Here is a 14475-nt window from a genome sequence, read left to right as displayed (position 1 = left end):
GCCTACTGGGTGGACCACGTGTCCCGCACGGTCCGCTTCGCGGACGCGGTCGAGGCGGCGGGTGTGGGCGCCTGGGTCGAACTCGGCCCGGACGGGGTGCTCTCCGCGCTCGTCGAGGCTGCCGCGCCCGCGCTGCGCGGGGACCGGCCGGAGGCCCGCCAGGCGGTGACGGCCCTCGCGCACGCCTTCGTCCACGGTACGGACGTCGACTGGCCGGCGCTGTTCGCGGGGCATGCCCCGCGTCTGGTCGAGCTGCCGACGTACGCCTTCCAGCGCGACCGCTACTGGCTGAAGCCGGCGACACGCACCGGGGCGGGCAACCCGGTCTCCCGCGATTCCCTGCTCTACCAGGTGGGTTGGCAACCACTCGACCTGCCGCTGCGGGATGCCGTGCCCGGCACCTGGCTGGCCGTCACATCGCCCGGACCGGACCGGGACGAGTTCCTGGCGGAGGCCGCCCGGCGCCTGGGGACCCTGGTCGAGAACGTCGTCCGGGTCGAGCTCGACCCCGCCGTCGAGCTCGACGAGCAGGCGGTCGCCGGGCTGCTGCGCCGGATCGCGGGCGAGGCGCCCCTCGCGGGCGCGGTGTCGCTGCTCGGTCCGCGTGCGGGGGCGCTGGTGGCGGTCGCCCGTGCGCTGGACACGATCCCGCTGTGGTGCCTCACGCGCAACGCCGTGGCGGCCACCGCCGAGGATCCGGCGGTGGATCCGGACGGCGCCGGCCCGTGGGCGGTCGCGCGTGTGCTCGGCTGGGAGCTGGCCGAGAGCTGGGGCGGAGTCGTCGACCTGCCCGCCGCGCCGACCGAGGAGGACTGGAGCCGGCTGCGCGACGTGCTGGCCGCCGGCCAGGACGCGGACGACCAGCTTGCCGTGCGGGCCGGGCGGGTCCTCACCCGGCGGCTGCGGCCCGCGCGCGCCGGGGGCAGCGCGGTCGGCCTGAGCGGAACGGTCGCGGTCGTCGGTGACCTCGGGCCCCGGGCCGGTGTGCTCGCGGACTGGCTGCTGGGCGTCGGCGCCGACCGGGTCGTCCTGGTCGGCGCACCGGGCGGCACGGGCCGGGCGGACGAGGGAGTCGGCGAGCCCGGACTCCCGGACCGGGTCGAGCGCGCGGAGTGGAACGCCGCCACCCGGGCGGCGCTCGCCGGGAGCGCCGTCGTCCTGCTCGAAGAAGCACACGGCGACACCACGACCCTGACGGCCGAGCAGTGGCACCGGCTGGTCACCGCCCGGACGGAACAGCTGAAGGACCTGCACGAGTGGGCCGGGGCCGGGATGCTGCTGGTGCTCTGCTCCGCCGTCGGCGTCATCGGCGGCGCCGCGTCGCCCACAGTGACCCAGACTGCGGCGGAGGCCGTGGTCCGGCACCGCCGGTCCCTGGGTCTTCCCGGGCTGTCGGTGGCCGTCGGCCCGGACGAGGACGGGCCGGGCGCCCTCGGGTTCCGCCCGGTCGGTCTGCGCGAGGCGCTGGGGCTGGTGAGCACCGGCCGGGAGAACACCGTCGTCGCCGACGTCGACTGGGAGCAGGTGGTCGCGGCGCCGACCGTGGCGCGCGCCCACCGCTTCGTCGCCGAGCTGCCCGAGGTCAGGGCCCTGCTCGGGGCGGACGCCCGGGCACTGCGCGACCGGCTCGCCGGTCTGGCGGACGCGGACCGCCGCCAGGCGCTCGTCGCCCTGGTCCGGACCGAGGTCGCCGAGGTGCTCGGCTACGCGGAGTCCGGGCCCCTGGAGACCGCCCGCGCCTTCACCGAGCTCGGGCTGACCTCGCTGACCGCCGTCGACCTGCGCAATCGCCTGAACGCGCGGACCGGCCTCCGCCTGGCTGTCTCGCTCGCCTTCGACCGCCCCACGGTCGAGGCGGTCGCGGACCACCTGGCGGCGGAACTGCTCGGTGCGGACGACGACCAACTGCCCGTCGCACCGGCCGCGGTCACCGACGAACCGATGGCGATCGTCGGCATGGCGTGCCGCTTCCCCGGCGGGATCTGCTCGCCGGAGGACCTGTGGCGGGTCGTCGCCGACGGCGCCGACATGATCGAGCCGTTCCCCACCGACCGCGGCTGGAACATCGAGGACCTCTACGACCCGGACGCCGGCGCCCCGGGGAAGACCTACACCGCCGAGGGCGGCTTCCTCCGGGGGGCGACCGAGTTCGATGCCGGGTTCTTCGGGATCTCGCCGCGGGAGGCGCTGGGCATGGACCCGCAGCAGCGCCAACTGCTGGAGACTGCGTGGGAGGCGTTCGAGCAGGCCGGCATCGACCCCGCGGCGCTGCGCAACAGCCCGACCGGCGTGTTCGTCGGCGGCAACGGTCAGGACTACGCGACGTCCATGACCCGCGTCCCGGCCGGCGTCGACGGGTACCTGATGACCGGCAACGCGGCCAGTGTGCTGGCCGGCCGGATCGCGTACGCCTTCGGCTTCACCGGTCCGGCGCTGACGGTGGACACCGCCTGTTCCTCGTCGCTGGTGGCGCTGCACCTGGCGGCGCAGGCGTTGCGCGGTGGTGAGTGTGCGTTGGGTGTGGTGGGCGGGGTGACGGTGATGTCGTCGCCGGGGACGTTCGTGGAGTTCTCGCGGCAGCGGGGGTTGGCGGCGGACGGTCGGTGCAAGTCGTTCTCGGCGGACGCGGACGGGACGGGTTGGTCGGAGGGTGTGGGGGTGCTGCTCGTGGAGCGGCTCTCGGATGCCCGTCGGTTGGGTCACCGGGTGTTGGCGGTGGTGCGGGGCAGTGCGGTGAACCAGGACGGTGCGTCGAACGGTCTGACGGCGCCGAACGGTCCCTCGCAGGAGCGGGTGATCCGGCAGGCGTTGGCGAGTGCGGGGCTGTCGGCGGCGGATGTGGACGCGGTGGAGGCGCACGGGACGGGCACCCGGCTGGGTGACCCGATCGAGGCGGAGGCGTTGCTGGCGACGTACGGGCGCGGGCGGGACGCGGACCGGCCGCTGTATCTGGGGTCGGTGAAGTCGAACATCGGGCATACGCAGGCGGCCGCGGGTGTGGCCGGCGTGATCAAGATGGTGATGGCGCTGCGCAGCGGTCTGCTGCCGCGTTCCCTGCACCTGGACACCCCGACACCCCACGTCGACTGGTCCAAGGGCGCCGTCGAGCTGTTGAGCGAAGCCCGGGAGTGGGCTGCTGGCGAGCGTCCGCGTCGCGCCGGCATCTCCTCCTTCGGTGCGAGCGGTACGAACGCGCATGTGATCGTGGAGGAGGGGGATCCGGCGGCGGTCGCCGTGGACGGTGACCGGGCGGCGAGGCCGGCGATGCCGGTGGTGCCGTGGGTGGTGTCGGCGCACTCGCCGGAGGCACTGGGCGGCCAGCTGGCCCGGGTGGCGGAGCTGGCGTCCTCGGGTGATGTCGACCCGGTGGACGTCGGGTGGTCGTTGGCGAGGTCGCGGGCGGTGTTCGAGTACCGGGCGGTGCTGCTGGGCGCCGACGGCTCCGAACTCGTCGCGGCCGAGCCGGTGTTGTCCTCGCCGGGTGCGGTTCGGGCGGGTGTGGGGTTCCTGTTCGCGGGCCAGGGCGGTCAGCGGGCGGGGATGGGGCGGGAGTTGTACGAGGCGTTCCCGGTGTTCCGGGCGGCCTTCGACGAGGTCTGTGCGGTGCTCGACGCGTCGGTGGCGGAGGTCGTCGCCTCGGGTGAGGGGCTGAGCCGCACGGGGTTGGCGCAGCCGGCGCTGTTCGCGCTGGAGGTGGCGCTGTTCCGGCTGCTGGCCTCCTGGGGTGTGGCTCCGCGTGTGCTGGTGGGGCATTCGGTGGGTGAGATCGCGGCGGCGCATGTGGCCGGGGTTCTGGATCTGGTGGACGCGGGTGCGTTGGTGTCGGCGCGGGCGAGGTTGATGGATGCGTTGCCCGCCGGTGGGGCGATGGTCGCGGTGGAGGCGGCCGAGGAGGAGGTCCTCGCGCTGCTCGCCGGGCTCGCGGAGGTGGGTGTCGCGGCGGTCAACTCTCCGATGTCGGTGGTGGTTTCGGGTGCGGAGGGCGCGGTTCGTGCGGTTGTCGAGGCGCTGCCGGGCCGCCGTACCAAGCGGCTCGATGTCAGCCACGCGTTCCACTCCCCGCTGATGGCCCCGATGCTGGAGGACTTCCGTGCGGTCGTGTCGGGTCTGGCCTTCCACCCGCCGCGCGTTGCGGCGGTCTCGACCGTCACCGGCCTGCCCGTCGACGGTGAGTGGTGCGACCCGGCCTACTGGGTGGACCATGTGTCCCGCACGGTCCGCTTCGCGGACGCGGTCGAAGCGGCGGGTGTGGACGCCTGGGTCGAACTCGGCCCGGACGGTGTGCTCTCCGCCCTCGTCGACGCCGGCGCGCCCGCGCTGCGCGGGGACCGGCCGGAGGCCCGCCAGGCGGTGACGGCCCTCGCGCACGCCTTCGTCCACGGTACGGACGTCGACTGGCCCACCCTGTTCGCGGGCCATGACCCGCGTCTGGTCGAGCTGCCGACCTACGCCTTCCAGCGCGAGCGCTACTGGCTGGAGCCCGTCACGGGTGACGTCGCCTCCGCCGGACTCACCGACGCCGCCCACCCGCTGCTCGCCGCCGTCGTCGAACTCCCGGACGGCGGGACGGTGCTGACCGGGCGGATCTCCCTCGCCACGCACCCTTGGCTGGCCGGCCACGCGGTCCTGGGTTCGGTCCTGCTGCCGGGCTCGGCCTTCGTCGAGCTGGTGCTGACGGCCGGGCGGCGCGTCGGGTGCCCGAGGCTGGAGGAGCTGGTGCTGTCCGCTCCGCTGGTGCTGCCGCGCTCGGGGGCCGTCCAGCTCCAGGTCGTGGTGGAGGCTCCGGACGGTTCGGGCAGCCGGGCCGTGGCGGTGTACTCGCGGCCGGCCGCCGACGATGCCGATCCCGAGTGGACCCAGCACGTGACGGGTTCGGTGGGTGCGGCCGAGGCGGAGCCCGGCGCGGGGGCCGACCAGCCGGCCGGCGATGCCGTCGAGCGCGATCTGACCGGCCTGTACGAGGGGTTGACCGATCGGGGCTACGCCTACGGCCCGGTGTTCCAGGGCCTGCGACGGCTCTGGAAGGCGGGTGACGAGGTCGTCGCGGAGATCGAGCTGCCCTCGGGCGCGCCTGGCGCGACCGGCGACTACGTCCTCCACCCGGCCCTGCTGGACGCGGTGGTGCACCCGTTGCTGCCGGGCGTGGTGGACGACGAGCGGGCGGCCGGGCTGCCGTTCGCCTGGAGCGGGGTGAGCGTGTTCGCGCCGGGGACGTCGCGGCTGCGGGTGCGGATCGTGCCGGTCGGTCCGGACACGGTGTCGCTGCACATGGCGGACGACGGCGGTCGGACGGTCGCCAGGATCGACTCCCTGGCGTGGCGGGAGGTGACCGCGGATGCCGTTCGGTCCGCCGGTCACGACGCGCTGTTCGAGGTGGTGTGGCAGCCGGTCGAGCCGGTGTCGGCGGCAGGCCCGGCGGAGTCCACCGCGACGTGGGCGGTGCTCGGCGCGCCGAGCGACGAACTCCCGCTCCACTACGCCGATGTGGCCGCGCTCGGTGCCGCGCTCGACGCGGGGGCGCCGCTGCCGCCGGTCGTGCTGGCCCGGCTGGCCGCCGGTGACCCGGCCGACCCGGCCACCACGGTGGGTGACGCGCTGGAGCTGGTCCAGGCCTGGTTGGCGGACACGCGGCTGACCGGGGCCCGGCTGGTGGTCGTCACCACCGGCGCCACCGACGCCACTGCCGTCGACCTGGCCGGAGCCGCGGCCTGGGGCCTGCTGAAGTCGGCGCAGACCGAGCACCCCGACCGGCTGGTGCTGGTCGACGTCGACGACCTGGACGCGGCCTGGCCGCTGCTGCCGGGCGCGGTGGCCTCCGGCGAGCCGCAACTGGCCCTGCGGGCAGGCACCGTACTGGTCCCCAGGGTGGCCCGGCCGTCGGCCGGGGGTGACGCCCCGGTGGCGTTCCCGGCCACGGGGACGACGCTGATCACCGGTGGTACCGGTGTGCTGGGCGGGATGTTCGCCCGCCACCTGGTGCGCGCCCACGGCGTCCGCCGGCTGCTGCTGGCCGGCCGCCGGGGCCCGGACGGACCGGGCGTCGCCGAACTCGTCCGGGAGCTGGAGGAGTCGGGCGCCGAGGTCGAGGTGGCGGCCTGTGACGTGACCGACCGGGCGGCGCTGGCCGCGCTGCTGGCCGCCGTCCCCGCCGAGCACCCGCTGACCGCCGTCCTGCACCTGGCCGGGGTGGCCGACGACGGCGTCATCGACTCGCTGACCCGCCGCCGGGTCGCCGACGTGCTCGCGCCCAAGGCGGACACCGCCTGGCACCTGCACGAGCTGACCCTCGGCCTGGACCTGTCGGCGTTCGTCGTGTTCTCCTCGGTCGCCGCCACCTTCGGGGCGCCCGGACAGGGCAACTACGCTGCCGCCAACGGTTATCTGGACGCCCTGGCGCTGCACCGCCGGGCCCGGGGCCTCCCGGCGGCGGCCCTGTCCTGGGGCCTGTGGGCACGGGAGAGCGGCATCACCGGCCGTCTTGGCGCGGCGGACCTGCGCCGGCTCGCCCGGGCCGGGATCATCGCGCTGGACGACGCCACCGGCCTCGACCTGTTCGACGCGGCGCTCGCGGCGGGGCGGCCGTGGCTGCTGCCGATGCGGCTGGACGCCAAGGCCCTGCGGGCCCAGGGCGAGGCGATGCCCGCGGTGCTGCGCGGCCTGGTCGGCCGGCCCCGGCGGGCCGGCGCGGCGGCCGGGGCGCCCGAGGAGACCCTGGTGGACCGGCTGGCGCGCACCGCGCCGGAGGACCGGGACGGGCTGATCGACGAGGTGGTGTGCCGCGAGATCGCGGTCGTCCTCGGCCACGCCGGGGCCGACGGGATCGACCGCGACCGGACCTTCGCGGAGCTGGGTTTCGACTCGCTGACCGCGGTGGACCTGCGCAACCGGCTGACCGCCCTGGCGGGGCGGCGCCTGCCGGCCACGCTGGCCTTCGACTACCCGACGCCGACCGCGCTGGTGGGCTATCTGCGCACCGAACTGCGGGCGCGGGTGCCGGAGGCCGGCCACCCGGTGCTGGACCGGCTGGAGGCGCTGGAGGCCACCACGGGCACGACCGGGCTCGACCCGGCCACCCGGGAGCAGGCGGTGGAGCGGCTGCGCGCGCTGCTCTCCCATTGGACGGCCGACACCGAGGCGGCCCAGGTCACCGAAAGGCTGGCCGACGCCTCCGCCGACGAGGTCTACGACTTTGTCACCAGGGAACTCGGGATCTCCCTCAGCTGAGCACGTCTGTACGCGACACCGATCGGGGCGGAAGAGATGGCGAACGACGAGAAGTTGCTGAACTACCTGAAGCAGGTCTCCGCGGACCTCTACCAGGCCCGGCATCAGCTGCGGGAGTTCGAGGAGCGGGACCAGGAGCCCATCGCGATCGTCGGGATGGGGTGCCGGTTCCCCGGTGGGGTGGCCTCGCCGGAGGACCTCTGGCGGCTGCTGGCCGACGGCGGTGACGCGATCACCCCGTTCCCCACCAACCGGGGCTGGCCGACCGACCTGTTCGACCCGGACCCGGACCGCACCGGCAAGACGTACAGCACGGACGGCGGATTCCTGCACGGTGCCGGGGAGTTCGACGCCGAGTTCTTCGGGATGAGCCCGCGGGAGGCGATGGGCGTCGACGCCCAGCAGCGGCTGCTGCTGGAGACCGCCTGGGAGACGCTCGAACGGGCCGGGATCGACCCGACCTCCGTCCGGGACCAGCCGCTCGGGGTCTTCACCGGGGTGATGTACGCGGACTACGGGGCCCGCTTCCTGACCGCGCCGGAGGGCTTCGAGGGTTATCTCGGGCACGGCAGCGCGGCGAGCATCGCCTCCGGGCGGATCGCCTACAACCTGGGTCTGACCGGCCCCGCGATCACGGTGGACACCGCCTGCTCGTCGTCGCTGGTGGCGCTGCACCTGGCGATCCGGGCGCTGCGGGCGGGCGAGTGCTCGATGGCCCTGGCCGGCGGCGTCACCGTGATGTCCTCCCCGGCGGTCTTCGTCGAGTTCTCCCGCCAGCGCGGGCTCTCCTCCGACGGCCGCTGCAAGTCCTTCTCGGCCGCCGCGGACGGCGTCGGCTGGTCCGAGGGCGTCGGCCTGCTGCTGGTCGAGCGGCTGTCGGACGCCCGGCGCAACGGGCACCAGGTGCTCGCGGTGGTACGCGGCTCGGCCGTGAACCAGGACGGCGCGTCCAACGGTCTCACCGCGCCGAACGGCCCCGCCCAGCAGCGGGTGATCCGGCAGGCGCTGGCGAACGCCGGGCTGACCCCGGCCGACGTGGACGTGGTCGAGGCGCACGGCACCGGCACCCGGCTCGGCGACCCGATCGAGGCGGAGGCCCTGCTGGCCACCTACGGGTGCGAGCGCGCCGGGGACCGGCCGCTCTACCTCGGGTCGGTGAAGTCCAACATCGGGCACACCCAGGCCGCCGCCGGCGTCGCCGGCATCATCAAGCTGGTCATGGCCCTGCGCAACGGCGTCCTGCCCCGCACCCTGCACGTGGACGCCCCCTCCCCGCACATCGAATGGGAGACCGGGGCCGTCCGGCTGCTCGACCGCGAGCAGGCCTGGGCGCCGGGGGACCGGCTCCGGCGGGGCGCCGTGTCCTCGTTCGGCATCAGCGGCACCAACGCGCACGTCGTGCTGGAGGAGGCACCCGAGGACGCGCCGGAGGCGGCCGAGGAGCCGGCCGCCGGGCCGGACCGGACGCCGGCCGTGCTGCCCTGGGTCCTCTCCGCCCGCAGCGCCGCCGCCCTGCGGGCACAGGCGGCCCGGCTGGCCGCCTGGCCCGCGCCCGACCTCGCCGACGCGGGCCGGTCGCTGCTCGCCACGCGCGCCGCGTTCGAGCACCGGGCGGTCGTGCTCGGGGCCGACCACGCGGAGCTGGTGGCCGGGCTCACCGCGGTGGCCGAGGACTCCGCCGGAGCGGTCGTGGGTGCCGCCGGCGCGCCCGGCGGCACCGTCTTCGTCTTCCCCGGCCAGGGCTCGCAGTGGCTCGGCATGGCCGCTGAACTGCTCGACGGCTCACCGGCGTTCGCCGCCGCGATGGCCGAGTGCGACGAGGTGCTCGGCGAGCTGACCGGCTGGTCCGTGCTCGACCTGCTGGCCGAGACCGAGGACGAGTCCGCCCTGGCGCGCGTCGACGTGGTCCAGCCCGCCCTGTTCGCGGTCATGGTGTCGCTGGCGGCGGCCTGGCGGGCGATCGGGGTGGCCCCGGCCGCGGTGATCGGGCACTCGCAGGGCGAGATCGCGGCCGCCTGCGTCGCCGGCGCGCTGTCCCTGCGCGACGCGGCCCGCGTGGTGGTGCTGCGCAGCCGCGCGCTGACCGAACTGGCCGGCCTCGGCGGCATGGCGTCCGTCCCGCTGCCCCTCGCCGAGGTCGAGGAGCGGATCGTCGGGTACGGCGGGGCGCTCTCGGTGGCGGCCGTCAACGGCCCCCGGACGGTGGTCGTCTCCGGCTCCGCCGCCGAACTCGACGACCTGCTCGCCGTACTGACCGCCGAGGACGTCCGGGCCCGCCGCATCCCGGTGGACTACGCCTCGCACTCCGCGCACGTCGAGAGCATCCGGGACCGGCTGCTGGCCGAACTCGGCGACCTCGCACCGCGTTCCGCCGACACTCCGCTCTGGTCCACGGTGACCGGCGCGTGGCTGGACACCGCGGAGATGGACGCCCACTACTGGTACGAGAACCTGCGCCGCACGGTGCGCTTCGCCGACGGCACGGCGGCCCTGCTGGACTCCGGGCACCACGCCTTCGTGGAGCTCAGCCCGCACCCGGTGCTCACCATGGGCATCGGGGAGACGGCCGAGGAGCGCGGCGCCGAGCACGCCGTCGTGGTCGGCTCGCTGCGCCGCCACCACGGCGGCCTGCACCAGCTGCTGACCAACGCGGCCGCACTCCACGTGCGGGGCGTGCCGGTCGACTGGACGGCCCTGCTCGGCGGCCCGCGCCGACCGGTCGAGCTGCCCACCTACGCGTTCCAGCACACCGACTACTGGCTCCGCTCCGACGGCTCGGTGGGCGACGTCACGGCCGCCGGCCTCGGGCTCGCGGGCCACCCGCTGCTCGGCGCCTCGGTCGAACTGGCGGGCGGCGGCGTCGTCCTGACCGGCCGGCTCTCGCTGAGCAGCCACCCGTGGCTCGCCGACCACGCGGTGCTGGACACCGTGCTGCTGCCCGGTACCGGGCTGGTCGAGCTCGTCACCACGGCCGGAGACCGGGTCGGCTGCGGCCGGATCGAGGACCTCACGCTGACCGCACCGCTGCTGCTGCCCGCCCAGGGCGCCGTCCAGATCCAGGTCGTCATCGGCCCGGCCGACGAGTACGGCCAGCGCGAGGCGTCCGTGCACTCGCGGCCCGAACCGGCCGACGGGGCGGAGCCGGTCTGGACCGGCCACGCCACCGGGGTGGTCGCCCCCGGCGCCGGGGCACCCGCCGAGGTGGGCGCCTGGCCGCCGCCCGGCGCGGTCGAGGTGGACCTCGACGGCGTCTACGCCCGGCTGGCCGGGCTCGGCCACGGCTACGGACCGCAGTTCCAGGGCCTGCGCCGGGTGTGGCGGCGCGACGGCGAGCTGTTCGCCGAGACCGCGCTCAGCCCGGAACAGACCGCCGAAGCGGGCCGGTTCGTGCTCCACCCCGCCCTGTTCGACGCCGCCCTGCACCCGCTGCTGCGCGGTGTCGTCGACGACGGCCGGCACGGCGGCCTGCCGTTCGCGTGGAGCGGCGTCGAGGTGCACGCCTCCGGCGCCACCCGGCTCAGGGTCCGGCTCACCCCGACGGGGCCCGACTCCGTCGCGCTGGCCCTCGCCGACGCCGACGGCGCGCCCGTCGCCACCGTCGCCACGCTGACCTGGCGCGAGGTCGACCCGGCGGCGCTGCGCGGCGCGACCCGCGACCACGACGCGCTGTTCCGGATCGACTGGCGTCCGGCCACCGCCACCCGGCCGGCGCCCGAGCAGCCGGTCCTGCTGGCCGGCGCGGACCTGGCCGGGGCCTTCCCCACCGCCCCCGGGCACCCGGACCTGGCCGCGCTGCGCCGGGCACTGGACGACGGCGCACCCGTGCCCGAGCTGGTCCTGACCGGCCTCGCGCCGGGTACCGGCGACCCGCTCGCGGACACCCACACCGCCGTCACCGGGACGGCCGCCCTGCTCACCGACTGGCTGTCCGACGAGCGGCTGGCCGCTACCCGGCTCGCCGTGGTCACCCGGGGGGCCGTCGACGGCACCGACCTGGCGTCCGCGAGCGTCCGCGGCCTGGTGCGGGCCGCCGCCACCGAGCACCCCGGGCGCTTCCTGCTCGTCGACTCGGCCGACGGCTCCGCGCCGGGCGGCGAAACGGCCCAGGCGTCCTCCGACGCCTGGGCGGCGGCCCTGGCCGTCGACGAGCCGGAGGTCCTGCTCCGCGACGGCGCCGTCCTGGTGCCCCGCCTGGCCCGCCTGCCCGCCGCCGACTCCGCCGCCGACTCCGCTACCGACACCGGCACCGACTCCGTTACCGACACCGCCGGGGCCGGCCCGTTCGACCCCGACGGCACCGTGCTGGTCACCGGCGCCACCGGCGCCCTCGGCACCCGGCTCGCCCACCACCTGGTCCGCGAGCACGGGGTGCGGCACCTCCTGCTGGTCAGCCGCTCCGGCCCGGCCGCGCCCGGCGCCGCCGCCCTGCGGGACGAGCTGGCCGCGCTCGGCGCCGAGGCCACCGTGGCGGCCTGCGACGTCGGCGACCGGGCCGCGCTCGCCGCCCTGCTCGCCGCCGTCCCCGCCGACCGGCCGCTGCGCGCGGTCGTGCACACCGCCGGCGTCCTCGACGACGGGCTCGTCACCTCGCTCACGCCGGAGCGGTTCGCCACCGTGCTGCGCCCGAAGGCCGACGCGGCCTGGCACCTGCACGAGCTCACCCGGGAGCTCGACCTCACCGCCTTCGTCCTCTACTCCTCGGCCGCCGCCACCTTCGGCGGCGCGGGCCAGGCCAACTACGCGGCGGCCAACGCCTTCCTCGACGCCCTGGCCGCCCACCGGGGCCGACTCGGCCTGCCGGCGACGACGCTCGCGTGGGGGCTCTGGGAGTCCGGCGGCGCGATGACCGGCGAACTGACCGGCACCGACCGCGAGCGGATCGCCCGGGCCGGTATGCGCCCGCTCGGCGACGCGGACGGCCTCGCCCTGTTCGACACGGTGCTGCGGGAGCGCCGCGGCTGGGCGCTGCCCACCCGGCTCGACTTGGCCGCCCTGCGCGGCCTCGGCAGCCAACTCCCGCCGCTGCTCAGCGGACTGGTCCGGCCCACCGCGCGCCGCGGCACCGCCGGAACGGGCGAGAGCGCCTCCGCCCTGGCCGGCCGGCTGGCCGGGCTCGCTCCCGCCGACCGCACCCGGGCCCTGGCCGACCTCGTCCGCACCCAGGTCGCCGAGGTGCTCGGGCACCGCGACGGGTCGGCCATCGAGGCGGACCGGCCGTTCACCGAGCTGGGCTTCGACTCGCTGACCGCCGTCGAACTGCGCAACCGGCTCAGGAACGCGACCGGCCTGAAGCCCTCCGCCACCCTCGTCTTCGACTACCCGAGCGTGGCCGCGCTCACCGCCCACCTCGACGCCGAACTCGGCGGCGCGGCGGCGGCCGGCCCGGAGACCCTCCCGGTCCCGTCCGCGGCCTCGCCCGACGAGGACCCGATCGTCATCGTCGGCATGGCCTGCCGCTACCCCGGCGGGGTCGACTCGCCCGAGGACCTGTGGCAGCTGGTCACCGACGGCGTGGACGCCATCCGGCCGTTCCCCGCCGAACGCGGCTGGAGCATCGAGGACCTGTACGACGCCGACCCGGACGCGCCCGGCAAGACCTACACGGTCGAGGGCGGCTTCCTGGACGACGTGGACCGGTTCGACGCCGGGTTCTTCGGGATCTCCCCGCGGGAGGCCCTCAGCATGGACCCGCAGCAGCGCCTGCTGCTGGAGACCACCTGGGAGGTGTTCGAGCACGCGGGCATCGACCCGCAGTCGCTGCGCGGCAGCCAGACCGGCGTCTTCGCCGGCATCAGCGGCCAGGACCACGCGGGGATCCTCGCCAAGGCCCCCGAGTTCGAGGGCTACCTGCTGACCGGCAGCGCGGGCGCGATCGCCTCCGGCCGGATCGCCTACACCTTCGGCTTCACCGGTCCGACGCTGACCGTCGACACCGCCTGCTCCTCCTCGCTGGTGGCCATCCACCTGGCGGCGCAGGCGCTGCGCAACGGCGAGTGCTCGATGGCGCTGGCGAGCGGTGTGATCGTGATGTCCACCCCGACCCTGTTCGTGGAGTTCTCACGGCAGCGGGTCGGCGCGCCGGACGGCCGCTGCAAGTCGTTCTCGGCGGCCGCCGACGGCGCGGGCTGGTCCGAGGGCGCCGGCGTGCTGCTGCTGGAGCGGCTCTCGGACGCCCGTCGGCACGGCCACCGGGTCTGGGCGGTGCTGCGCGGCAGTGCGGTGAACCAGGACGGTGCGTCGAACGGTCTGACGGCGCCGAACGGTCCCTCGCAGGAGCGGGTGATCCGGCAGGCGTTGGCGAGTGCGGGGCTGTCGGCGGCGGACGTGGACGCGGTGGAGGCGCACGGGACGGGCACCCGGCTGGGTGACCCGATCGAGGCGCAGGCCCTGCTGGCGACGTACGGGCGCGACCGCGACGCGGACCGGCCGCTCTACCTCGGGTCGGTGAAGTCGAACATCGGCCACACCCAGCACGCGGCGGGGATGGCCGGCGTGATCAAGATGGCGCTGGCGATGCAGCACGGCGTCCTGCCCCGGACGCTCCACCTGGACGAGCCCAGCCCCTACGTCGACTGGTCGGCCGGGGCGGTGGAGTTGCTGGGCGAGGCCCGGGAGTGGTCCGCGGGTGACCGTCCGCGTCGCGCCGGGGTCTCCTCGTTCGGGATCAGTGGCACGAATGCGCATGTGATCCTCGAGGAGGGGGATCCGGCGGCGGTCGCCGTGGGCGGTGACCGGGCAGCGATGCCGGTGGTGCCGTGGGTGGTGTCGGCGCGCTCGCCGGAGGCGCTGGGCGGGCAGCTGGCCCGGGTGGCGGAGCTGGCGTCCTCGGGTGACATCGACCCGGTGGACGTGGGCTTCTCGTTGGCGACGTCGCGGGCGGTGTTCGAGTACCGGGCGGTGCTGCTGGGCGCCGACGGCTCCGAACTCGTCGCGGCCGAGCCGGTGTTGTCCTCGCCGGGTGCGGTGCGGACCGGTGTGGGGTTCCTGTTCGCGGGCCAGGGTGGTCAGCGGGTGGGGATGGGGCGGGAGTTGTACGAGGCGTTCCCGGTGTTCCGGGCGGCCTTCGACGAGGTGTGCGCGGTGCTCGACGCGCCGGTGGCGGAGGTCGTCGCCTCGGGTGAGGGGCTGGGTCGTACGGGGTTGGCGCAGCCGGCGCTGTTCGCGCTGGAGGTGGCGCTGTTCCGGCTGCTGGCCTCCTGGGGTGTGGCTCCGCGTGTGCTGGTGGGGCATTCGGTGGGTGAGATCGCGGCG

2 protein-coding genes are annotated in these 14475 nt (G+C 75.8%); both read left to right on the top strand.

Translation table 11 applies throughout. The features are described from left to right. Positions 1-18 precede the first annotated feature (18 nt). Positions 19-7224 (top strand): SDR family NAD(P)-dependent oxidoreductase, encoded by a 7206-nt coding sequence (locus tag ABZ497_RS35530; RefSeq protein ID WP_359811948.1) that lies wholly within the window; start codon positions 19-21, stop codon positions 7222-7224. A 36-nt stretch (positions 7225-7260) separates the two neighbouring features. Further along, on the top strand, positions 7261-14475 hold a 7215-nt coding region (locus ABZ497_RS35525), incomplete at its 3' end, for a type I polyketide synthase (protein ID WP_359811945.1).

The sequence above is a fragment of the Kitasatospora sp. NPDC005751 genome, from assembly GCF_040630835.1.
In the GTDB taxonomy this organism is placed as follows: domain Bacteria; phylum Actinomycetota; class Actinomycetes; order Streptomycetales; family Streptomycetaceae; genus Kitasatospora.
The sequence above is the reverse complement of the archived record's forward strand: the minus strand, read 5'-3'. Positions and strand labels throughout refer to the sequence as shown.